We start from the raw sequence: 20,381 nt of genomic DNA on the forward strand, positions 1-20,381 counted from the left end.
TTAATCATCTCACAAACAGAATGAAATGGACCTGGTGGCGCTGGAAATCTTCCACACCGTGGCAGCGGAAGGCAGCGTGACGCGCGCCGCCGAGCGGCTCGGGCGCGCCCAGTCCAACGTGACCACGCGCGTGCAGCAGCTCGAGGAACAGCTGGGCGTGCCGCTCTTCCTGCGCGAGGGCAAGCGCATGCAGCCCACGCCCGCGGGCGAGATCCTGCGCGGCTATGCCGACCGGCTGCTGGCCCTGGCCGAGGAAGCGCGCCAGGCCGTGCGCCCCGGCCAGCCCACGGGCCTGCTGCGCCTGGGCGCCATGGAAAGCACCGCCGCCGCACGCCTGCCCGGGCCGCTGGCGCGGCTGCATGCGCAGTGGCCGCAGCTGGTGCTGGAGCTGCGCACCGCGCCCTCGCGCCAACTGGTCGAGCAGGTGCTGGCCCACCAGCTCGACTGCGCCCTGGTCGCCTGGCCGCCCCCGGGGCTGGAGCCGGACGCGCCCGTGGAGCGCACTCCCGTGTTCACCGAAACCCTGCTGCTGGCCCTGCCGGCGAGCCACCCGCCCGTTGCCCGCCCTGCGGACCTGCGCCTGGACCAGTTCGCCGCCTTCGCCCACGGCTGCACCTACCGCCGCATGGGCGAGGACTGGATGCGCCAGGCCGGCGGCGAGCCGCCGCGGGTGCTGGAGCTGGCCTCCTACCCCGCCATCCTGGCCTGCGTGGCCGCCGGCCGCTGCGCGGGCGTGGTGCCGCAGTCGGTGCTGGAGCTGCTGCGCACGCCACCCGCGCTGCAATGGGTGCCGCTGGGCACCTGCGACACGGTGCTCGTGCACCGCGCGGGCTACGCCACGCCGGCGTTCGCGGCGCTGCAGGACACCCTTCTTTCCAACGGAGACGACACACCATGACCCCGCTGCTGCAACGCCTGGGAATCCCCCTGCCCATCGTCCAGGGCCCGATGACGGGCTCCGACACCCCGCCGCTGGCCGCCGCCGTGTCCCAGGCCGGTGGGCTGGGCATGCTGGGCTGCGGCATGCGCTCGCCCGAAGCCATGGCCCAGGCCGCCGCCGCCGTGCGCGCCGCGACGGACAGGCCCTTCGGCATGAACCTGTTCGTGCTGGACACGCCCGCGCCCGACGCCGCCACCGTGCAGGCCGCGATGGCACGCCTCGCCCCGCTCTATGCCGAGTTCGGCCTGACGCCCGAGGCGCCCGCGCGCTGGTGCGAAGACTTCGCGGCGCAGCTCGAGGCGCTCATCGCCGCGCGCCCGGCCGTGGCGAGCTTCACCTTCGGCATCCTCGACGGCGCGCAGGTCGAGCGGCTGCACGGCGCGGGCTGCATGGTCATCGGCACCGCCACCACGCTGGCCGAGGCGCTGGCCTGGCAGGAGGTGGGCGCGGATGCGGTATGTGCATCGGGCATGGAGGCGGGCGGCCATCGCGGAACGTTCCTCGGGGATTTCGACGCGAGCCTGGTTGGCACCATGGCGCTGATCCCGCAGTGCGTGGACGCGCTGCGCATTCCCGTGATCGCCGCGGGCGGCATCATGGACGGGCGCGGCATCGCCGCCGCCCAGGCGCTGGGCGCGCAGGCGGTGCAGATGGGCACGGCCTTCCTGGCCTGCCCCGAGTCGGGCATCACCCCCGCGCAGCGTGCGGCCATGGCCCGCGCCCAGGGCACCGACACGCGCATCACGCGGGCCTATTCGGGCCGGCCGGCGCGCGGCATCGTCAACACGATGATGGAGCGGCTGGCCCCCGACGAGGCCGCCATCCCGCCCTACCCCATCCAGAACGCGCTCACCGGCGCGCTGCGCCGCGCGGCCGGCGCGCAGGGCCGGGCGGACTACCTGTCGCTCTGGGCCGGCCAGGGCGTGGGCGCAGCGCGCGTGATGCCTGCGGGCGAACTGGTGGCGCTGCTGGCACAGGAATGGCGCGCCGCCACGGCATGCGCTCAGGAATAAGGGTGTTTTTGGCCCCCAGCGCTTATCCAGAAAGCGCAAGCAGCTACTGAATCAGGAGCGATCCAGCCACCGGCCGGCCACGCTGTCCGGCAGGTACAGGCCGCGCGCCAGGTAGTCGCTGAGGCGCCGCCGGTCGGGCGCGCGCAGCTTGACGAGCGGCGGCAGCGGGCCGCGGATACGCGAAAACAGCAGGCGCAGCTTGAGCGGGGCGCGGCGCCAGCCGCCCAGCGCGTGGTAGAGGTAGGGGCCGTCCTCGGCCCGGGCCAGGCTGAGGCGGTAGGCGCCGCCGCGCAGCAGCACGGCCTGCAGGGCCAGGTGCATGGTGAGGTAGGCGGGCGCGTCGATGCGCTGCAGCGCCTGCTCGTAGAGGCCCTGGGCCTGCAGGTGGGCGATGTATTCCTCGCCGCTGCGGGCGATGACCTCGCCGGTGAACTCGCGCTGCAGCGCCGCGATGAAGGGGCTGGCGGGCGGCGCGGCCATGAACCAGTTCTCGACCACCGGGCGCTCGGGGACGCTGGTGTACAGCGCCAGGTAGTAGCCCACGAAGTCGGCGCCGGTGCGCGCCTGCTCGGCCAGCACCCAGTCCAGCGGCTGGGTGAGGATGGTGCTGGCGTCGAGCCAGATGCCGCCGTGGCGCAGCAGCAGCTCCAGGCGGATCCAGTCGGCCCGCTTGGCAGGCGAGGCATCCTGCAGCGCGGCGGGCAGGGCCGGCAGGTGCTGGAGCACGCTGCGGTCGTCGAGCACGCGGATGTCGAAATGCGGGTGCAGGCGCCGCCAGCCGTCGATGCAGCGCTGCACGGCCAGCGGCGGCGTGCCGCCCTGCCAGTAGGCCCAGACGATGGGTGGGATGGCCCGGGCCAGGGGCGCGCCGCTGCCGTACGGCGTGAAGGCGGGCGCGGGCGCGGGCGCGGCCTCCAGCCAGCGCGGACACAGGCCGTACCAGCGCCGCAGCCAGCGGGCCAGCCACAGCTCGCTGCGGCTCTTGAAGGACAGGCGTGTGGCGGTCATGCGGCCGCCACGCCGTGGGCGCGCAGGAGTTTGGCCGCGCGCAGCCACCAGCCGCGCCGTGCGTAGGCGCGCGCCAGCGCGTGCACGCCCAGCGGAGAGTGGGCGGCGAAGTCGGCGCGCACCTGTTCGGCGGCGGCGCGGCGCTCGGCCTCGGGCAGCGCGGCGTTCTGCACGAAGCGCATGGCGCCCACGAGGCAGCGCGCACTCTGGTGCGCCAATGCGAAATGCAGACCAGGGCTGGCGGGCAGCCGCCCTGCCGCCTCGGCGGCCGCCAGCGCCTGGGCGAAGGCGGTCAGCGCGCGCGACTGGTCCAGCGCCTTGGGCAGCGTCATGGTGGACAGGATGCTGCTGCCGCGCTGGCGGTAGGCCACCCAGGGCACCGGCGCGTAGCAGTGGCTGCGCGCGCGCAGCAGCGCCAGCGGCATGGTGGCCATGTCTTCGAAGTAGCGGCCCGGCGGAAAGCGCAGGTCCGCGCCCCACAGCGCGCGCCGCGTGACCTTGGACCAGGCGTGCAGCTGCCCCGTCATGAGCAGCCCGGCGAGCAGCGCCGCGCGGTCGGTGGACGGGCCGCCCGCCGCGCCGGCGAAGGTGGCGCGGTGCGATTCGCCGCGCAGCCGGTGCTTCCAACGGGGCCTCTCGCGCCAGACCGCGAAGTCGCACAGCACCGCATCGGGCACGTGCTCGCGCACGATGGCCTGCAGGCCCGCCAGGGCGCCGGGCAGCAGCTTGTCGTCGGAATCGAGAAACCAGAGGTAGTCGCCGCGCGCGGCGTCGATCAGCGTGTTGCGCGCCGCGCTCAGGCCCTGGTTGGCCGCGTGGTGGTGCAGGCGCAGGCGTCCGGGCCAGCGCGCGGCGAGCCGATCCATGAGCGCGCGCGAGCCGTCGGTGGAGGCATCGTCGAGCACGAGGATCTCGACGCCCTCGCCTGCTTGTTCGATGACCGAGGCCAGGCACTCCTCCAGATAGTCCTGCACGTTGTAGACGGGCACGAGGACGCTGAGCCAGGGCGCGGTCATCGCGGCGCCTCCAGGCCGCGCAGCAGCAGGTCTTCGTAGCGTGCCGTCATGGTGGCCATGCCGTAGAGCCGCAGCGCGTCGGCGCGCGCGGCGCGGGCCATGCGCTCGGCATCCTCGTGCTGCGTAAGCAGGCGCTGCAGCGCATCGGCCAGCGCGGCCGGGTCGGCGTGGGCCGCCAGCAGGCCGTTGCGGCCGTCGGCGATGACCTCCTGAACGCCCACCACGCGGCTGCCCGCCACGGCGCAGCCCGCAGCCATGCCTTCGATGAGCGAGAGCGGCATGCCCTCGAAGTGGGTGGCGAGCACGCAGATGCGGTGGCGCATGAGCAGGCCGGGCACGTCGCCGCAGTGGCCGAGGAATTCCACCTGCCCGTCCAGCCCCAACTCGGCGCAGAGCTTGCGCGCCGCGCGCTGCGCACTCGCCTTGCCGCCGCCTGCGAGCTTCACGGGCGGCGCCAGGCCGCGATCGCGCAGCAAGGCCACGGCGCGCAGCAGCGTGGCGTGGTCCTTCTGGCGCGCGAAGCGCGCGGCCATGACGATGCCAGGCACGCGGTCTGCCCAGGCCATCGCGTCGGCGCGCTCGTAGGGCGCGAGGTGGATGCCGTTGGGGATGGCGATGGTTTTCTCGGGCGGAAAGCCGCGCGCCAGCAGGCTCTGGCGCACTCCCTCGGAGACGCCGACGATGGCCTCGGTGCGTTCGGCCAGCCACAGCGCCTGGCGCAGCCGCCACGCGCTGTAGCGTTCGCGCGAGTTGTGCTCCACGTGCACCAGGCGCGGCACGCCAGCGATCAGGCCCGCGTAGCGGCCCCACAGGTGCTCGCTGAAGCCGTGGGCCACCAGCACGTCGGGCCGCCAGCGACGGCACAGCGCGGCCAGCTGCCAGACGGTGGCCGCGTGCGCCCAGCCGGGCACCAGCTCCACGGCCAGGCCCTCGTCGCGCAGGGCCTGCACGCGCTCCGGCGGCGTATGGCGCTTGCGGCGCAGCGCCAGCAGCGCGTCGCAGCGGCCCGATGCGGCGTGCGCGCGCACCAGGTCCACGGCGACCTGCGTGGCGCCGGAGAAGCCGCCGGTCACGAAGTGCAGTACGCGCGGGCGGCGGTCAGCGGGGAGAGCGGGAAGAAGGGCCATGGTCGGCGTGCTCGGCATCCATGCCGCGCAGCGCGGCCCAGGTGAGCATGGTCATGAACAGGTAGAACATGATGCCGCTGTTGTGGGCGAAGAACACCTGCGTCATGCCGAAGCCCGCGTACAGCACCGGAATGCACACGCCGCCCAGGCGCAGCGCCAGCATCTGCGCCTGCACACCCTCGGGCTGCCGCGCATAGGCCGCCATGCGCGCGCGCGTGGGCCAGAACATGGCCAGCGGCACGGCATACAGCAGCAGCAGCCAGAGCACGCCCACGAGGCCCGCCTTGACGAACATGTCCAGCGGCTCGTTGTGCGTGTAGATGTATTCCAGGATGGAGGGCTCGTACTGCCCCGCCGCCACGCGCCGGGCCTTTTCGTCGAGGTAGCCCCGCATGCCCCAGCCGAGCAGCGGACGCTCCAGCCCGGCCTCCCAGGCGAAGCGCCAGTGCTCCAGGCGCTGGCCCACGGAGTTGTCGGCCTCGCGGCTGCTGCTGTAGATCTGGACCTCCTTTTCCATGAGCGCCCAGCGCTGGTCGAGCAGGTCATGGTTCGCAGCCGCCAGCACCGCCAGCACCGCCGCCAGGCCGCCCAGCACGCGCCACAGGTCGCGCCGGTGGAAGCGCCACAGCAGGTACAGCCCCACGGGCAGGGCCATGGCCAGCGCCAGCCACCCGCCGCGCGACTGCGAGAGCACCGAGGCGTTGAGCGCCATCAGCACGGCCAGGGCTGCAGCCAGCACACGGCCCCGACCCAGTTGCCGGCGCAGCGCGATCGTCTGCATGGCGAGCATGGTGCCCATGAGCAGCGCGATGTTGCCCCACTGGATGGCGTTGGTGTGCCGCGACGGGAAGCCCGACGCGCGCGGCGCGCCTTCCACGTGCACCTGCCACAGCGCCACGGCGCCCGCGCCCAGGCAGCCCGCGAGCAAGCCCCAGAACTGCGCCCGGGGCCGGGGCGCGGCGCGGCTCACGAACAGCAGGCAGGCAGTGCCGAGGAAGAACTTGGCCGGCCGGTCCCACCGCCCCCAGGCCTCCTGCGGGTCGGCCAGCACGTACCAGAGCACGCCCATGCCCAGCAGGACCACGGCCAGCGCCCAGGTCCAGGGGTTGTGGGTGCCACGCGGCCAGCGGTGTATGGAACACAGGGCGCCGATCAGCAACAGCGCCGCGCCGAAGGAGTAGCCCGACTGCACCACCAGGGCCAGCGCGGGCACCAGGAACAGCGCCGCGGTCGCCACCCGGCGGGGCCAGGGCGCAGGGCCGACAAGAGAGTCAAACATCATGGAATCGTGTGCGCCGGTGACAGAATACCGGCCGTCGCGCGAACGCGCAGTACGCCCGCCGTTGTTGTTATTGCCATGTCCTCACGCATTCCCGCCCCCATCCTGCGCGCCGCCTACCGGCTGCTGACCGCCGTGCAGCCCCGCAGCGCGCGGGCCTATCCGGGACAGCCCCTGACGACGGCCTTCGTGGGGCCGCAGGCCGCGACGCAGCCGCCCGCCCGGCAGGGCGCCATTCCCCGCCGCATCTGGAGCTACTGGAACACGCAGACCCCCGACGCGGTGGTGGCGCAGTGCATCGCCAACTGGCGCACGCAATGCCCGGACTACGAGATCCACGTGCTGAACGGCGCCGACCTCGGCCCGCACGTGCCGCCGGAGCACCTGCCCGAGGGCTTCGCGCAGCTGCACCCCACCAAGCAGTCCGACTGGCTGCGCCTGTACCTGGTGCGCCACCATGGCGGCTACTGGCTGGACGCGACCACGCTGCTCACCCAGCCGCTGGACTGGATGGACACCGCGCGGCGCGCGCAGGGCGCGGAGTTCGTGGGCTTCTTCCTGGAAGGCTTCACGCACGACGCGCGCTACCCGGTGGTGGAGAGCTGGATCTTCGGCGCGCCCGCGCACACGCCCTTCGTCAGCGCCTGGCAGCAGGAGTTCCACCACGCACTGGTCGAGCAGGGCAGCGCGACCTACCTGCAGGCCCTGCAGGCGTCGCCCCAGGGGGCCCAGGTGCTGCAGGGCATCGCCGATCCGCAGTACCTGCTGATCCACGTGGCGGCGCAGCAGGCGCTGCGCCGGGACAACGGCTTCCGGCTGGCCCTCTTCAAGGCCGAGGACACGGCCTTCTTCCACCAGAAGGCCGTGGGCTGGAAGTGGTACTGGCTCTACCCACGCCTGTGCCTGGCGGCCGCGCAGGAGCCCACCGCGCCGCTCATCAAGCTGCGCGGCGGCGAGCGGCGGCACTTCGCGGAACTCTTCGAGCTGCATGGGGGCCCCGCGGCGGGCAGCCTCTGGCAACGCGCCTGCGCGGGAAGGTGACGGCAAGCCCGTATCAGTGGCCTGCGCGGACGACTTCGCCCGCCTTGAGCCGGTACACGGTGCCGCAATAGGGGCACTTGGCCTCGCCCGTGTGGGCCACGTCCAGGTACACCTTGGGGTGGCTGTTCCAGAGCTTCATGTCGGCCTTGGGGCTGGGGCAGTACACACCACCCTGCGCGTTGAGGTCCTTGGCCAGCAGTTCGACGACGGCTTGCGACATATGCATCAGACCTTGGTGAGCCAGTGGGCGTACTTGGGATTGCGGCCGTTCACGATGTCGAAGAACGCGTTCTGGATCTTCTCGGTGACGGGGCCGCGGCTGCCCGCGCCGATGGCGACGCGGTCGAGTTCGCGGATGGGCGTGATCTCGGCGGCGGTGCCGCTGAAGAAGGCCTCGTCGGCGATGTAGATCTCGTCGCGCGTGATGCGCTTTTGCACGAGTTCGATGCCGAGGTCCTTGCAGATGTGCAGCACGGTGTTGCGCGTGATGCCGTTGAGCGCGCCGGCCGACAGGTCGGGCGTGTAGACCACGCCGTCCTTCACCACGAACACGTTCTCGCCCGCGCCCTCGCTCACGAAGCCGGCGGCGTCGAGCAGCAGGGCCTCGTCGTAGCCGTCGTCGAGCGCTTCCATGTTGGCGAGGATGGAGTTGCTGTAGTTGCTCACCGCCTTGGCCTGCGTCATCGTGATGTTGACGTGGTGGCGCGTGTAGCTGCTGGTCTTCACGCGGATGCCGCGCTGCATGCCCTCCTCGCCCAGGTAGGCGCCCCAGGCCCAGGCGGCTACCATCAGGTGGATCTGGTTGCCCTTGGGAGACACGCCCAGCTTCTGCGAGCCGATCCAGGTCAGCGGGCGCAGGTAGCACGATTCCAGGTTGTTGGCGCGCACCACGGCCTTCTGGGCCTCGTTGACCTCGTCCTTGGTGAAGGGGATGGCCATGCGCAGGATCTTGGCGCTGTTGAACAGGCGGTCGGTGTGCTCCTGCAGGCGGAAGATGGCCGTGCCGTTCACCGTGTTGTAGGCGCGCACGCCTTCGAAGGCGCCGCAGCCGTAGTGCAGCGTGTGGGTCAGCACGTGGATCTTGGCGTCGCGCCAGTCCACCATCTGGCCGTCCATCCAGATCGTGCCGTCACGGTCGGCCATCGAGGGAACAACGGGGCTCATGGGGGTGTCCTTTGGAGGAAAACTCGGATAAACCGGCGATTTTACGATTCGGCGGCCGGCACCCCCGCTTGCGGCTCCTGCGGCGCGGGGCGCACCAGCTCCCAGCGCGCCAGGCGCCCGCCCACGAACTCGCAGGTGACGTGCGACTGCGTGCCGTCCGTCCAGCGGTAGCGCTCGGGGTCCTGGCCCTCGGCGGACAGCTGCTCGCCCAGGGAGCGCGTCATGGCGATCACGTGCATGAGGTTCACGCCGGGCTTGAGCTTGGCGTTGAGCATCACGGCGCTGCCCACGTAGCCGATCGGGCTGTTGCGCGCCTTCTGCATCACGTTCATGAGGCGTGTGAAATGCAGCAGCGCCCACATGACGAGGCCGCCGCTCACGGTGAGGATGCCTTGCGGGCCGTAGGCCCGCCAGGCCGCGAAGACGAGGAAAACGATGCCGATGGGAATGAGGATCTTGCGCCAGTTCATGGGCGCGGATTGTCCCCCGAAGCGCGCCGCCCCGCGATGTGGAAGTACCGTACCCCGCAGGGGACAATGCTTGCGCCATGACACGCTACGCCGCCCTCGCCTCGGACATCGAAGCCTCCATCCGCGCCGGCGTGCTGCGCCCGGGCGACCGCCTGCCCTCGGTGCGCCACACCTGCGAGAGCCGCGGCGTGAGCGCCTCCACCGTGTTCCAGGCCTACTACCTGCTGGAGGCGCGCGGCCTGGTGCGTGCGCGCGAGCGCTCGGGCTACTACGTGAGCGAGGGCGCGGCCCGGCGCCCGCCCGAGCCCACCGGCGCGTCGCAGCCGGGCGACGCCTCGATCGCCGTGGACGTGAGCGCGCTGGTGTTCGAGGTGCTGCAGGCCGGCACCGCGCGCGGCGTGGTGCCCTTCGGCTCGGCCTTCCCCAGCCCGCTGCTGTTCCCGCTGGCGCGCCTGGGCCAGGCCATGGCCGCGAGCGCCCAGGCGCTGGACCCATGGAGCACGGTGGACGACCTCTCGCCCGGCAATCCCGCGCTGCGCCGCCAGATCGCGCTGCGCTACCTGGCCGACGGCATGCAGGTGCACACCGACGAGATCGTGGTCACCAACGGCGCGCTGGAGGCGCTGAACCTGTGCCTGGCGGCCATCGCCCGGCCGGGCGACGCCGTGGTGATCGAGTCGCCCACGTTCTACGCTGCCCTGCAGACGCTGGAGCGCATGGGCCTGCAGGCCATCGAGGTGCCCACGCACCCGGGCGAGGGCATCGACCTGGCGGCGCTGGAGCACGCCATCGCGCGCCACGGCCCCAAGGCCTGCTGGCTCATGACCACCTTCCAGAACCCGCTGGGCAGCCTGATGCCCGAGGCGAAGAAACAGGCCCTGGTGGCGCTGCTCGCGCGCCACGGTGTGCCGCTGATCGAGGACGACGTGTACGCCGAGCTGTACTTCGGCGACCGGCGCCCCCTGCCCGCCAAGGCGTTCGACGGCGAGGGGCTGGTGCTGCACTGCGGCTCGTTCTCCAAGTGCCTCGCACCCGGCTACCGGCTGGGCTGGGCGGCGCCGGGCCGCTTCGCGCAGGCCGTGGCGCGCCAGAAGCTCACCACCACGCTGGGCACCTGCGCGCCGGCGCAGATGGCGCTGGCCGACTACCTGCGGCGCGGCGGCTACGACAAGCACCTGCGCAAGCTGCGCCACACCCTGGCGTCACGGCAGGCGGCCTTCGCCGAGGCCGTGGGCGCGCACTTCCCGCCCGGCACGCGCGCCACGCGGCCCGCGGGCGGCTATTTCCTGTGGGTGGAGCTGCCCGAGGGCGTGGACGCGCTGCGGCTGCACCGGCAGGCGCTGGCGCAGGGCATCAGCACCGCGCCGGGGCCGATCTTCTCGGCGTCGCGCAGCTTCGCCCACTGCCTGCGGCTGAACTACGGCCACGAATGGAACGCGCGCAGCGAAGCGGCACTGGCCACGCTGGGACGGCTGGCGCACGCAGCGTTGCTTCCAAAAGAATAGCTGGCTGCGCTTTACTATCGGTCATTCCAATGCCATTTCATATTTAAAGCGGCAAACGACAAGCGCAAGCAGCTATTTTTTCAATAGCTGCATCTCCAGCTGCGCCACGCTCGGCGTGATGATGGGGATGAAGGCCGCCTCGCGCCAGCGCCGTGCGAACCCTGGCGCCTGTCCCTCCAGATAGGCCTGGCCGCCCCAGGCCTGCAGCTCCTGCGCCAGCGCTTCCTGCACGTGCAGGGCTAGCGCCAGCCGCAGACGGAACAGCGCGGCCGGGTCGGCGCCGAAGCGCCCGTCGTCCAGGCCCTGCAGCAGCTCCGCCACGTCTACCTCCAGGCCCATGCCCGCCTCGGCCAGGCGCATGCGCAGCGCCTCGCGGCGGCCGACGCGCTTTTGCGCGGCGAACAGGCTGGCGCGCGCCAGGCCGATCGACATGCCGCACTGCGCGCCCAGGAACAGCGGCCGCACCTGCGGCAGCCAGGCGTTCAGGTCGGCATGCAGCCGGTCCTCGGGGCCGGCCAGCGCGCCCTGCAGCCGCACGGCGGCCACGTCGCAGCCGCGCAGCCCGATCAGGGGCAGGTCGGGGCTGCGCCGCACGCCCGGCTGGTCCGAGCGCAGCGCAACCACCGGCAGCGGCCCGCCCGGCACGGGCTGCACGGCGGCGGCCACGCTGAAGCCCTGCGCGCGCAGGTTGGTCACCCAGGGCAGCACGCCGTCCACGCGCCAGCGGTCCCCATCGGGCCGCGCCGCCAGCTCCAGCGGCTCGATGCCGCCGAGGAACTTCATCGCATTCGACAGGCCCACGCCGCCGGCCCAGCGGCCCTCCAGCAGCGCAGGCAGCTCCCGCGCGCGCAGCGCCGGGTTGTCGCTCTGCACGACGAGCTCGGCATAGCTGCGCTGGCTCCAGAGCACGAAGGCCGCCGCCACGGAATGCCGCGCCACCGCCGCGACGGCGGCGGCCACGTCGGAGGGCGCGCCGCCGTCGCCGCCCAGCGCCGCGGGCACGCCCACGCGCGTGAGCCCTTCGGCGGCCAGCCGGCCCAGCAGGTCGAATGCGGGCGGCCCGCTGTCCAGCGCATCGGCCACCTCGCCCAGTTCCTCATCCAGCCATGTCGTCATCGCGGCACCAGAAAGACAGATTTTTCGACCACCCGCGCGCGCGCCGCGCCGAGCGACTCCACCTCGAACCGCACGGGGTGCGATCCCGCGCCTGCCGACCCATAAGGAATGCGCAGGCGCACGGCCACCCAGCGCGATGCGGCCGGGCCCACCTCGACGTAGGTGTCCGACGCCACCGCGATCCCCTCCATCCCCTGCGCGCCGATGCGGTAGGTTTGCACCGCCTCGGTGGCATTCATGATCTGCAGGCGGTAGATGTTCTCCAGCTGGCCGCCGGCCACGATGCGCGAGAGCGCCGCGCGGTCGCGCACCACGTCCACCTTGAGCGGCGTGCGCAGCGACAGGCTGGCGACCATGGCGGCGCTCAGACCCAGCAGCACCGCACCATAACCCAGCACGCGCGGGCGCAGCACGCGGCGCAGCATGCGCGCGGAGCTCCAGCGGCCCTGCAGGCCGTGGGTCGTCGCCAGGCGGATCAGGCCGCGCGGCAGCCCCACCTTGTTCATCACGCCGTTGCACGCGTCGATGCACAGGCCGCAGCCGATGCACTCGTACTGCAGGCCGTCGCGGATGTCGATGCCCGCCGGGCAGACCTGCACGCACAGCGTACAGTCGATGCAGTCGCCCAGCCCCTGCTCTGCCGCGTTCTTGCCGCGCGCACCGCGCGGCTCGCCGCGCTGCGCGTCGTAGGTGACGATGAGCGTGTCCTTGTCGAACATCGCGCTCTGGAAGCGGGCATAGGGGCACATGTAGCGGCACACCTGCTCGCGCAGGAAACCGGCATTGCCGTAGGTCGCCAGACCGTAGAACAGCACCCAGAAAATCTGCCAGGAACCCTGCAGCGCGAGCAGCTCGCCGCCCAGCGCGCGGATGGGCACGAAGTAGCCCACGAAGGTGAAGCCCGTCCACAGCGACACGGCGATCCACGCGCCCTGCTTGGCCGTCTTCTTCCAGAGTTTCTCCCCTGTCCAGCCACTCGCATCCAGGCGCAGGCGCGCGCTGCGGTCGCCTTCGATGCGGTGCTCGATCCACAGGAAGATCTCGGTGTAGACCGTCTGCGGGCAGGCGAAGCCGCACCACAGGCGCCCCGCCACGGCGGTGAACAGGAACAGCACCAGCGCCGAGATGACGAGCAGGCCCGTGAGGTAGATGAAGTCCTGCGGGTACAGCACCAGCCCGAACAGGTAGAAGCGCCGCGCGCCCAGGTCGAACAGCACCATCTGGCGCTGGCCCCATTCGAGCCAGGGCAGGCCGTAGAACAGGACCTGCGTGGCCCACACCATGAGCCAGCGCCACCGCGCGAAAACGCCGCGGATGGAGCGGGGGTGGATCTTGCGCCGCGCCTCGTAGAGCGACACCGTCTCGGGCGCGGGCGCGATGGGAATGACTTTGCGCGACCTGGCTGCGCGCTCTGGATGGGACATGGTGGGGCCTTGCTTTTGCCCCGACTATCGCGTGCGCCCCGCCCGTCCGCCAGCAGCAGATGCGGGCGATTCGGGCGTATCAGATGCAGCGCGTCAGGCCAGTCCGCGCACCACGTCCATCGCCTCTTCCACGCGCTCCACGGCGTGGATCTCCAGGCCCTCGATGGGCTTCTTGGGCGCATTGGCTTTGGGCACCACCGCGACAGTGAAACCCAGCTTCGCGGCCTCCTTGAGCCGCTCCTGCCCGCGCGGCGCGGGGCGCACCTCGCCGGCCAGGCCCACCTCGCCGAACGCGATGAAGCCCTTGGGCAGCGCCTTGCCGCGCAGGCTGCTCGTGATGGCGAGCATCACCGCCAGGTCGGCGGCGGGCTCGCTGATGCGCACGCCGCCCACGGCGTTGACGAACACGTCCTGGTCCGCGCAGGCCACGCCCGCGTGGCGGTGCAGCACCGCGAGCAGCATGGCCAGGCGGTCCCGCTCCAGGCCCACCGACAGGCGCCGCGGGCTGGGGCCGCCGCCGTCGACCAGCGCCTGGATCTCCACCAGCATGGGCCGCGTGCCCTCCAGCGTGACCAGCACGCAGCTGCCGGGCACGGGCTCGCTGTGCTGGCTCAGGAAAATGGCGCTGGGGTTGGACACGCCGCGCAGGCCGCGCTCGGTCATGGCGAACACGCCGATCTCGTTGACGGCGCCGAAGCGGTTCTTGATGGCGCGCACCAGGCGGAACTGGCTGTGCGTGTCGCCCTCGAAATAGAGCACCGTATCGACCATGTGCTCCAGCACGCGCGGGCCGGCGAGCGCCCCCTCCTTGGTCACGTGGCCCACGAGGATGACGGCGATGCCCGTGGCCTTGGCCATGCGCGTGAGGTGCGCCGCGCACTCGCGCACCTGGGCCACGCTGCCGGGCGCGCTGGTGAGCTGGTCGGAATAGATGGTCTGGATGGAGTCGATCACGCAGACGGCGGGCTGCGTGGCCTCGACGGTGGCGAGGATTTTTTCGAGCTGGATCTCGGCCAGCACGTTGACCTGGCTGCCCTCCAGCCCCAGGCGGCGCGAGCGCAGCGCCACCTGCGCGCCGCTTTCCTCGCCCGTCACGTAGAGCGTGGGCAGGCCCACGCGGTGCAGCGCGTCCATGGCCTGCAGCAGCAGCGTGGACTTGCCGATGCCGGGGTCGCCTCCGATCAGCACCACGCCGCCCTCGACCACGCCGCCGCCCAGCACGCGGTCCAGCTCCTCGATGCCGCTGGCGGTGCGCGCCACCTCGGTGGCCTCGATGGCGGCCAGGGGCATCACCGTCTGGGCCTGCGCCAGGCCCGCGTGCTTCGGGGCGCTCAGGCGGTTCTTGCCGGCGCTCTCGGCCACGGTCTCGACCAGGGTGTTCCACGCGCCGCACGAGGGGCACTTGCCGAGCCAGCGCGGGCTGGTGCCGCCGCATTCGCTGCAGGTGTAGAGGGTTTTGTCCTTGGCCATGGGGCGACGACTATAGCGGGGCACAATGCCCCCATGAAAGCATGCATCTACGGCGCCGGCGCCATCGGCGGCTGGCTCGGCGCGGCCTTTGCCCAGGCGGGTTGCGAATTGAACGTGGTCGCGCGCGGCACCACCCTGGCCGCGCTGCAGGCCGAGGGCCTGCGCCTCACCCGTCCCGACGGCACCACAGCCCAGGCGGCCGTGCATGCCAGCGACGACCCTGCCGCGCTGGGCGCGCAGGACCTCGTGGTCATCGCCGTGAAGGCCCCCGCCTTGCCCGACGTGGCCCGGCGCATCGCCCCGCTGATCGGCCCGCACACGGTGGTGCTCACCGCCATGAACGGTGTGCCCTGGTGGTTCACCGATGGCTGCGAAGGCCCCGCGCGCGGGCAGGCGCTGGCCAGCGTGGATGGGGACGGCGCCATCGCGCGCGCCATTCCCGCGGGCCAGGTGATCGGCGGCGTGGTGCACGCGAGCTGCTCGCTCATCACGCCGGGCCACGTGCGACAGCACCAGGGCAACCGGCTCATCGTGGGCGAACCCGGCGGGCAAGGCAGCGAACGCCTGGAGCGGCTCGCCGCGCTGCTCGCGCGCGGCGGCATCGAGGCCGAGCGCTCCACCCGGATCCAGCGCGACATCTGGTTCAAACTCTGGGGCAACCTGACCATGAACCCCATCAGCGCGCTCACCGGCGCCACCACCGACCGCATCCTGGACGACGACCTGGTGCGCGGCTTCGCCTGCGCCGTGATGCTGGAGGCCAAGGCCATCGGCGAGCGCCTGGGCCTGCCCATCGACCAGCAGCCGGAGGACCGGTTCGCGGTCACGCGCCAGATCGGCGCGTTCAAGACCTCGATGCTGCAGGACGTGGAGGCCCACAAGCCCCTGGAGGTCGACGCCCTGGTGGGCGCGGTGTGCGAGCTGGGCCAGCGCACCGGCGTGCCCACGCCGCACACCGACGCGCTGCTGGGCCTCACGCGGCTCATGGCGCGCACGCGCGGTTTGTATTGAAATCGGCCTCCAGAGCTTATCCATCAAGCGCAAAAAGCTTCTTTTTGATAGCATCCATCCTATGACCACCCTCACGCTCTACTACGCCCCCGGCACCTGCGCCCAGGCCGTGCGCATCGCCCTGCACGAAGCCGGCGCCCCGCACGAGGCCGTGCGCATCGACTTCGCCGCGGCCGAGCAGCGCAGCCCCGCCTACCTCGCCATTAACCCCAAGGGCCGCGTGCCCGCGCTGGTCACGGAGCACGGCGTGCTCACCGAAACGCCGGCCCTGCTGGCCTACGTGGCGCAGCGCTTCCCCGAGGCGCGGCTGGCGCCCGCGGACGCCTTCGGCTTCGCGCGCATGCAGGAGTTCCACAGCTACCTGGCCTCCACCGTGCACGTGGCCCACGCCCACCGCCCGCGCTCGGCCCGCTGGGCCGACGAGCCCGAGGCCCAGGCCGCCATGCAGCGCAAGGTGCCGGCCAACATGGCCGAGTGCTTCGAGGTGATCGAGCGGCACTACCTCGGGAACCCGGAACAAGGCCCCTGGGTGATGGGCGGCCAGTACACCGTGGCCGACGGCTACCTGTTCACCGTGGCGGGCTGGCTCAAGAGCGACGGCGTGGACATTGCCCGCTTCCCCCAGGTGCATGCCCACTTCCAGCGCGTGGCCGCACGGCCCGCAACCCAGGAGGCCCTGGCATGACGGCAAAACCCTCCATCGGCATGGCCGGCATCGGCCTCATGGGCCACGGCATCGCGCGCAACCTGCTGCGCCACGGCTACCCCCTGGCGGTGCTGGAGCATGCGGGCAACCAGCCGCTCGATGAACTGCTGGCCGCGGGCGCCACCACGCGCGCCAGCGGCGCGCAGCTCGCCGCCGGTGCCGACGTGGTCATCCTGTGCGTGACGGGCTCGCCCCAGGTCGAGGCCGTGCTGCTGGGCGACGGCGGCGTGCTCCAGGGCCTGCGCCCCGGCGCCGTGGTGATCGACTGCTCCACGGCCATCCCCACCTCCACCGAGCGCATGGCCCAGGCCGTGGCCGCCGCGGGCGGGCGCTTCCTGGACGCGCCCATGACGCGCACGCCCAAGGAGGCGGCCGAGGGCCGCCTGAACCTGCTCGTGGGCGGCGACGCCGCGCTGTTCGCCGAATGCCGCCCCATCCTGGCCAGCTTCGCCGAGAACATCACCCACGCCGGCCCCGTGGGCGCGGGCCACCGCATGAAGCTGCTGCACAACTACGTGTCGCTGGGCTTCGTGGCGCTGCTGGCCGAGGCCGCCGCGTGCTCCGAGCGCGCCGGCATCGACCCGCAGGTCCTGGTGCAGGTGCTGGCCCAGGGCGGCGGCGGCGGCGCGGCGCTGGAGCGGCTCAAGCCCTACCTGCTGGCGCGCGACCCCTCGGGCCTGCGCTTCTTCATGTCCAACGCGCAGAAGGACCTGGGCTACTACGCCACCATGGCCGAGGACGGCGGCGCCGCGCACGCGATCGCCGACGGGGTGCTGGCAACGTACGAGCGGGCCGTGCAGCAAGGGGGCGCGCAGGCGCTGGTGCCTGAACTGGTCAGCCTGCTCGCGCAAGGCGGCGCCCGCTGAACGCGCGGTTCAGCGCAGCGCCTCGCCGTCGCTCCAGCGGAAGCGCACGCGCGGCTCGATCTCCACGATCTCGGCGCGCAGCAGCGCCGCCAGCCGCGCCGCTTCGCGCTGCGTGAGCCGCGCCTGCGTGGTGGACACGCTCACCGCCGCGAACGCGCGCCCGCCCGCGTCGCGCACCGCATGCCCCACGGCGGCGGTGTTGGTGTTCAGGCAGCCCCCGCTGCGCGCATAGCCCAGCGCGCGCGTCTGCGCGACCAGCGTGCGCAGCGCCGGCACGTCCAGGCCGCCGTAGCGGCCTAGCACCTCGGCATGGGCCTGCAGCGCGGCCTCGACCAGCGCGTCGTCCTGCGCCGCCATCAGCGCCAGGCCCGCCGCGCCCACGCCCAGCGGGCGGCGCCCGCCCACGGTGACGGTGAGCGGCGGGTCCAGCCGCTGCATGTTGGTGTGGTCGTAGCACACGGCCTCGTGGCCGCTCAGCACGAACAGGTAGGCCGCGTAGCCCGTGGCGTCGGCCAGGCGGCGCAGGTGGGTGGCGAAGAGCGGCGCCACGTCGTGCCGCGCGCGTGCGGCCAGGCCATGCTCGAAGGTGAGGCGGCCCAGCACGTAGCCCTTACCATCGGGCAACTGCGCGACCATGCGCGCGGCCACCATGTCGCGCAGCAGGCGGTGCACCGTGGGGTGCGGAATGCCGGACTGCCGCGCGATGTCCGACAGCGCCAGGCCCCGCGCGTCGTAGCGCGAGAGCTGGTCGAGGATGCGCAGGGCGCGGTCGAGCACCAGGGTCGTCATGCGTTGCCGTTGTCCATCCAGTGGAAAAAGCGATTGTAGGAAGCGCGTGGATCGCAACAATCGCCCCGGCTGCCGCCCGTTTCGCACGCGGCTCCCCCACCGAACAGGAGACTCCATGCACCGCCCCCTCATCCCCGCCCTGCCCCGCCGCGCCTTGCTGTGCGCCGCCACCGCCGCGCTGCTGGGCGCCGCCGGCCCGCTGGCCGCGCAGGACGCCTTTCCCTCCAAGCCGATCCGCTTCATCGTGCCCTACGCGGCCGGCGGCACCACCGACCTGGTGGCGCGCACCGTGGGCGCGCGCATGGCGCAGACGCTGGGCCAGCCCGTGCTCATCGACAACCGCGGCGGCGCGGGCGGCAACATCGGCATGGACGCGGTGGCCAAGGCCGCGCCCGACGGCTACACCGTCGGCATGGGCGCCATCTCCACCAACGCGCTGAATCCGCACATCTACAAGAAGGTGCCGTTCGACCCGCGCAAGGACTTCACGGCCATCGGCATGCTGGGCATGTCCACCATCGTGCTGGAAGTGGGCCCCGCCCTGCCCGTGAAGAACGTGGCCGAGCTGATCGCCCATGCGCGCAAGCACCCCGGCCTGCCCTATTCCACGGCGGGTGCGGGCACGTCCATGCACCTGGCCGGCGTGCTGTTCGGGCAGATGAGCGGCACCGAGCTGACGCACGTGCCCTACAAGGGCAGCGCGCCGCTGATCACCGACCTGATCGCGGGCCAGGTGCCCGTGGCGTTCGACAACCTGCCCGCGTCGCTGCCGCACATCCAGGCGGGCAAGCTCAAGGCGCTGGCCGTGGCGGGCTCGCAGCGCTCGCCCGCGCTGCCGGACGTGCCCACGCTGGCCGAGGCCGGCCTGGCCGGCTATGCGGTGGAGCCGTGGTTCGGCGTGTACGGCCCCGCCGGCATGCCGCCGGCCGTGGCGCAGCGGCTGGAGAAGGCGCTGCAGGAGGCGCTGGCCGAGCCGGCCGTGAAGGACAAGCTGCTGGCCGCGGGCTTCACGCCGCGCAGTTCCACGGCGGCCGAGTTCGAGGCGCTGACCCAACGCGAGTACCAGCGCCTGGGCCAGGTGGCCCAGGGCGCCCGCATGACCGCCGACTGACGCCGCAGCCATGACCTTGCATACCGACGCCACCCACGATCCCGCCCTGCGCAGCTGGGTCGATTCCGCCAACGTGGCTGGCTGCGACTTCCCGATCCAGAACCTGCCGTTTGGGCGCTTTCGCGCCGCGGACGGCGGCGCGCGGATCGGCGTGGCGATCGGCGACCAGATCCTCGACCTGCGCGCCGCCGGACTCGCCGGCAGCGACGACATGAACGCGCTCATGGCCATGCCGCCCGCGCAGCGCCGGGCGCTGCGCGAACGCATCTCGCAGGGCCTGGCCGCGGGCAGCGCACAGCAAAGCGCCTGGGCCTCCGCACTGATACCCCAGGCGCAGGCCGAGATGCTGCTGCCCTGCCGCATCGGCGACTACACCGACTTCTACACCAGCGTGCACCACGCCACCAACGTGGGCCGGCAGTTCCGCCCGGACAACCCGCTGCTGCCCAACTACAAGTGGGTGCCCATCGGCTACCACGGCCGCGCCTCGTCCATCGGCGTGAGCGGCGCCCGGGTGAAGCGCCCCATGGGCCAGCGCAAGGCGGCCGATGCGGCCGCTCCCGTGCTCGCACCCTGCGAGCGGCTGGACTACGAGCTGGAGCTGGGCTGGTTCATCGGCCAGGGCAACGCGCAGGGCGCGCCCATCGCCATGGGCGAGGCCGAGCAGCACCTGTTCGGCGTGGCGCTGTTCAACGACTGGAGCGCACGCGACATCCAGGGCTGGGAATACCAGCCGCTGGGCCCGTTCCTGTCGAAGAACTTCGCCAGCACGCTTTCGCCCTGGGTGGTGACCATGGAGGCGCTCGCGCCGTTCCGCGCGCCGTTCGCGCGGCCCGAGGGCGACCCGCAGCCGCTGCCCTACCTGGACTCGGCGGAAAACCGCGCGCACGGCGCGTTCTCGATCACGCTGGAGGTGCTGCTGCAGACCGCACGCATGCGCGCCGAAGGCATCGCGCCCGTCGTGCTGTCGCGCACCGACACCACGCGCGCCGCGTACTGGACGCCCGCGCAGCTCGTGGCGCACCACACGGTGAACGGCTGCAACCTGCAGAGCGGCGACCTGTTCGGCTCGGGCACGCTCTCCGGGCCCGGCGCGACGGAAGCCGGCTCGCTGCTGGAGCTGGCCGCAGCGGGCCAGCGGCCCGTGCCGCTGCCCACGGGCGAGCGGCGCAGCTTCCTCGAAGACGGCGACACGCTCACGCTGCGCGGCTGGTGCGCGCGCGCGGGCGCGGTGCGCATCGGACTGGGCGAGGCGAGCGGCACGGTGGTCGGCTGACGCCAGACGAAAAAAGGCCGGAGCCCCCCGCAAAAGCTCCGGCCTGAAG

At 72.4% G+C, this 20,381-nt stretch carries 20 protein-coding genes; 9 read left to right on the forward strand and 11 right to left on the reverse strand.

What is annotated here, in order from left to right:
• The first annotated feature begins 25 nt into the window (after window positions 1-25).
• Together AAG689_RS20860 and AAG689_RS20865 are read left to right on the forward strand one after the other, a co-directional pair.
• Window positions 26-898 carry a LysR family transcriptional regulator gene (locus AAG689_RS20860; RefSeq protein ID WP_406623583.1) on the forward strand — a complete coding sequence of 291 codons (873 nt, stop codon included), beginning with the start codon at window positions 26-28 and terminating at the stop codon, window positions 896-898.
• Window positions 895-1,953, forward strand: coding sequence for a nitronate monooxygenase family protein (locus AAG689_RS20865; protein WP_020226669.1), 1,059 nt, complete (start codon window positions 895-897; stop codon window positions 1,951-1,953). Before AAG689_RS20860 ends, AAG689_RS20865 begins: the two co-directional genes overlap by 4 nt.
• Before the next feature lie 51 nt (window positions 1,954-2,004).
• On the opposite strand, the gene AAG689_RS20870 is transcribed toward AAG689_RS20865, so the two are convergent.
• From AAG689_RS20870 to AAG689_RS20885, 4 genes are read right to left on the reverse strand one after another with little or no spacing between them, the layout of a single operon-like run.
• Complete coding sequence (locus tag AAG689_RS20870) at window positions 2,005-2,961, reverse strand: glycosyltransferase family 32 protein (protein ID WP_406623584.1); 957 nt, start codon at window positions 2,959-2,961, stop codon at window positions 2,005-2,007.
• The gene (locus AAG689_RS20875) at window positions 2,958-3,977 is read right to left on the reverse strand and encodes a glycosyltransferase family 2 protein (RefSeq protein ID WP_406623585.1); all 1,020 of its coding nucleotides are present in this window, start codon (window positions 3,975-3,977) and stop codon (window positions 2,958-2,960) included. The genes AAG689_RS20870 and AAG689_RS20875 overlap by 4 nt, the downstream gene beginning before the upstream one ends.
• The gene (locus tag AAG689_RS20880) at window positions 3,974-5,104 is read right to left on the reverse strand and encodes a glycosyltransferase (RefSeq protein ID WP_406623586.1); all 1,131 of its coding nucleotides are present in this window, start codon (window positions 5,102-5,104) and stop codon (window positions 3,974-3,976) included. Before AAG689_RS20880 ends, AAG689_RS20875 begins: the two co-directional genes overlap by 4 nt.
• Entirely contained in the window at window positions 5,076-6,386 is a 1,311-nt protein-coding gene (locus AAG689_RS20885) for an O-antigen ligase family protein (RefSeq protein WP_406623587.1), read from the reverse strand. Before AAG689_RS20885 ends, AAG689_RS20880 begins: the two co-directional genes overlap by 29 nt.
• A 75-nt stretch (window positions 6,387-6,461) precedes the next feature.
• Here AAG689_RS20885 and AAG689_RS20890 point away from each other — a divergent pair, with 75 nt between their 5' ends.
• Window positions 6,462-7,424 carry a glycosyltransferase family 32 protein gene (locus AAG689_RS20890; protein WP_406623588.1) on the forward strand — a complete coding sequence of 321 codons (963 nt, stop codon included), beginning with the start codon at window positions 6,462-6,464 and terminating at the stop codon, window positions 7,422-7,424.
• A gap of 13 nt (window positions 7,425-7,437) precedes the next feature.
• On the opposite strand, the gene AAG689_RS20895 is transcribed toward AAG689_RS20890, so the two are convergent.
• From AAG689_RS20895 to AAG689_RS20905, 3 genes are read right to left on the reverse strand one after another with little or no spacing between them, the layout of a single operon-like run.
• The gene (locus AAG689_RS20895) at window positions 7,438-7,644 is read right to left on the reverse strand and encodes a zinc-finger domain-containing protein (RefSeq protein ID WP_020226675.1); all 207 of its coding nucleotides are present in this window, start codon (window positions 7,642-7,644) and stop codon (window positions 7,438-7,440) included.
• A 5-nt stretch (window positions 7,645-7,649) separates the two neighbouring features.
• Window positions 7,650-8,588: a branched-chain amino acid transaminase gene (locus AAG689_RS20900; protein ID WP_406623589.1), complete on the reverse strand. Its 939-nt coding sequence runs from the start codon at window positions 8,586-8,588 to the stop codon at window positions 7,650-7,652.
• Window positions 8,589-8,629: 41 nt separating this feature from the next.
• The gene (locus AAG689_RS20905; RefSeq protein WP_406623590.1) at window positions 8,630-9,058 is read right to left on the reverse strand and encodes a glycerate kinase; all 429 of its coding nucleotides are present in this window, start codon (window positions 9,056-9,058) and stop codon (window positions 8,630-8,632) included.
• A gap of 77 nt (window positions 9,059-9,135) precedes the next feature.
• Here AAG689_RS20905 and AAG689_RS20910 point away from each other — a divergent pair, with 77 nt between their 5' ends.
• The gene (locus AAG689_RS20910) at window positions 9,136-10,563 is read left to right on the forward strand and encodes a PLP-dependent aminotransferase family protein (RefSeq protein ID WP_406623591.1); all 1,428 of its coding nucleotides are present in this window, start codon (window positions 9,136-9,138) and stop codon (window positions 10,561-10,563) included.
• Window positions 10,564-10,635: 72 nt separating this feature from the next.
• Here AAG689_RS20910 and AAG689_RS20915 read toward each other — a convergent pair whose 3' ends face one another.
• The 3 genes from AAG689_RS20915 to radA form a co-directional block, all read right to left on the reverse strand.
• The gene (locus tag AAG689_RS20915) at window positions 10,636-11,679 is read right to left on the reverse strand and encodes an acyl-CoA dehydrogenase family protein (protein ID WP_406623592.1); all 1,044 of its coding nucleotides are present in this window, start codon (window positions 11,677-11,679) and stop codon (window positions 10,636-10,638) included.
• Entirely contained in the window at window positions 11,676-13,103 is a 1,428-nt protein-coding gene (gene ccoG / locus AAG689_RS20920; protein WP_406623593.1) for a cytochrome c oxidase accessory protein CcoG, read from the reverse strand. The genes AAG689_RS20915 and ccoG overlap by 4 nt, the downstream gene beginning before the upstream one ends.
• Before the next feature lie 93 nt (window positions 13,104-13,196).
• Window positions 13,197-14,573: a DNA repair protein RadA gene (gene radA, locus AAG689_RS20925; protein WP_406623594.1), complete on the reverse strand. Its 1,377-nt coding sequence runs from the start codon at window positions 14,571-14,573 to the stop codon at window positions 13,197-13,199.
• Window positions 14,574-14,606: 33 nt separating this feature from the next.
• On the opposite strand from radA, the gene AAG689_RS20930 reads away from it, so the two are divergent.
• The 3 genes from AAG689_RS20930 (at window position 14,607) to AAG689_RS20940 (ending at window position 17,156) form a co-directional block, all read left to right on the forward strand.
• The gene (locus AAG689_RS20930; protein ID WP_406623595.1) at window positions 14,607-15,584 is read left to right on the forward strand and encodes a 2-dehydropantoate 2-reductase; all 978 of its coding nucleotides are present in this window, start codon (window positions 14,607-14,609) and stop codon (window positions 15,582-15,584) included.
• Between the two features lie 61 nt (window positions 15,585-15,645).
• Window positions 15,646-16,269 carry a glutathione S-transferase family protein gene (locus AAG689_RS20935; protein ID WP_406623596.1) on the forward strand — a complete coding sequence of 208 codons (624 nt, stop codon included), beginning with the start codon at window positions 15,646-15,648 and terminating at the stop codon, window positions 16,267-16,269.
• Window positions 16,266-17,156 carry an NAD(P)-dependent oxidoreductase gene (locus AAG689_RS20940; RefSeq protein ID WP_406623597.1) on the forward strand — a complete coding sequence of 297 codons (891 nt, stop codon included), beginning with the start codon at window positions 16,266-16,268 and terminating at the stop codon, window positions 17,154-17,156. Before AAG689_RS20935 ends, AAG689_RS20940 begins: the two co-directional genes overlap by 4 nt.
• Before the next feature lie 9 nt (window positions 17,157-17,165).
• On the opposite strand, the gene AAG689_RS20945 is transcribed toward AAG689_RS20940, so the two are convergent.
• Window positions 17,166-17,945: an IclR family transcriptional regulator gene (locus AAG689_RS20945; RefSeq protein ID WP_406623598.1), complete on the reverse strand. Its 780-nt coding sequence runs from the start codon at window positions 17,943-17,945 to the stop codon at window positions 17,166-17,168.
• Between the two features lie 115 nt (window positions 17,946-18,060).
• Here AAG689_RS20945 and AAG689_RS20950 point away from each other — a divergent pair, with 115 nt between their 5' ends.
• Complete coding sequence (locus AAG689_RS20950; protein WP_406623599.1) at window positions 18,061-19,056, forward strand: Bug family tripartite tricarboxylate transporter substrate binding protein; 996 nt, start codon at window positions 18,061-18,063, stop codon at window positions 19,054-19,056.
• A 10-nt stretch (window positions 19,057-19,066) separates the two neighbouring features.
• Window positions 19,067-20,332 carry a fumarylacetoacetase gene (gene fahA / locus AAG689_RS20955; RefSeq protein WP_406623600.1) on the forward strand — a complete coding sequence of 422 codons (1,266 nt, stop codon included), beginning with the start codon at window positions 19,067-19,069 and terminating at the stop codon, window positions 20,330-20,332.
• Window positions 20,333-20,381 lie beyond the last annotated feature (49 nt).

The organism is Acidovorax sp. SDU_ACID1, assembly GCF_045291395.1.
Classification (GTDB): Bacteria; Pseudomonadota; Gammaproteobacteria; order Burkholderiales; family Burkholderiaceae_C; genus MR-S7.

What these genes read in the sequence shown, in the direction of transcription:
- AAG689_RS20910 (WP_406623591.1), top strand. Translation starts at nt 9,136, where the DNA reads ATGACACGCTACGCCGCCCTCGCCTCGGACATCGAAGCCTCCATCCGC.
- AAG689_RS20880 (WP_406623586.1), bottom strand. Translation starts at nt 5,104, where the DNA reads ATGGCCCTTCTTCCCGCTCTCCCCGCTGACCGCCGCCCGCGCGTACTG.
- fahA (WP_406623600.1), top strand. Translation starts at nt 19,067, where the DNA reads ATGACCTTGCATACCGACGCCACCCACGATCCCGCCCTGCGCAGCTGG.
- AAG689_RS20915 (WP_406623592.1), bottom strand. Translation starts at nt 11,679, where the DNA reads ATGACGACATGGCTGGATGAGGAACTGGGCGAGGTGGCCGATGCGCTG.
- AAG689_RS20930 (WP_406623595.1), top strand. Translation starts at nt 14,607, where the DNA reads ATGAAAGCATGCATCTACGGCGCCGGCGCCATCGGCGGCTGGCTCGGC.
- AAG689_RS20945 (WP_406623598.1), bottom strand. Translation starts at nt 17,945, where the DNA reads ATGACGACCCTGGTGCTCGACCGCGCCCTGCGCATCCTCGACCAGCTC.
- AAG689_RS20950 (WP_406623599.1), top strand. Translation starts at nt 18,061, where the DNA reads ATGCACCGCCCCCTCATCCCCGCCCTGCCCCGCCGCGCCTTGCTGTGC.
- AAG689_RS20940 (WP_406623597.1), top strand. Translation starts at nt 16,266, where the DNA reads ATGACGGCAAAACCCTCCATCGGCATGGCCGGCATCGGCCTCATGGGC.
- AAG689_RS20900 (WP_406623589.1), bottom strand. Translation starts at nt 8,588, where the DNA reads ATGAGCCCCGTTGTTCCCTCGATGGCCGACCGTGACGGCACGATCTGG.
- AAG689_RS20895 (WP_020226675.1), bottom strand. Translation starts at nt 7,644, where the DNA reads ATGTCGCAAGCCGTCGTCGAACTGCTGGCCAAGGACCTCAACGCGCAG.
- AAG689_RS20905 (WP_406623590.1), bottom strand. Translation starts at nt 9,058, where the DNA reads ATGAACTGGCGCAAGATCCTCATTCCCATCGGCATCGTTTTCCTCGTC.
- AAG689_RS20935 (WP_406623596.1), top strand. Translation starts at nt 15,646, where the DNA reads ATGACCACCCTCACGCTCTACTACGCCCCCGGCACCTGCGCCCAGGCC.
- ccoG (WP_406623593.1), bottom strand. Translation starts at nt 13,103, where the DNA reads ATGTCCCATCCAGAGCGCGCAGCCAGGTCGCGCAAAGTCATTCCCATC.
- AAG689_RS20890 (WP_406623588.1), top strand. Translation starts at nt 6,462, where the DNA reads ATGTCCTCACGCATTCCCGCCCCCATCCTGCGCGCCGCCTACCGGCTG.
- AAG689_RS20865 (WP_020226669.1), top strand. Translation starts at nt 895, where the DNA reads ATGACCCCGCTGCTGCAACGCCTGGGAATCCCCCTGCCCATCGTCCAG.
- AAG689_RS20860 (WP_406623583.1), top strand. Translation starts at nt 26, where the DNA reads ATGGACCTGGTGGCGCTGGAAATCTTCCACACCGTGGCAGCGGAAGGC.
- AAG689_RS20870 (WP_406623584.1), bottom strand. Translation starts at nt 2,961, where the DNA reads ATGACCGCCACACGCCTGTCCTTCAAGAGCCGCAGCGAGCTGTGGCTG.
- AAG689_RS20875 (WP_406623585.1), bottom strand. Translation starts at nt 3,977, where the DNA reads ATGACCGCGCCCTGGCTCAGCGTCCTCGTGCCCGTCTACAACGTGCAG.
- radA (WP_406623594.1), bottom strand. Translation starts at nt 14,573, where the DNA reads ATGGCCAAGGACAAAACCCTCTACACCTGCAGCGAATGCGGCGGCACC.
- AAG689_RS20885 (WP_406623587.1), bottom strand. Translation starts at nt 6,386, where the DNA reads ATGATGTTTGACTCTCTTGTCGGCCCTGCGCCCTGGCCCCGCCGGGTG.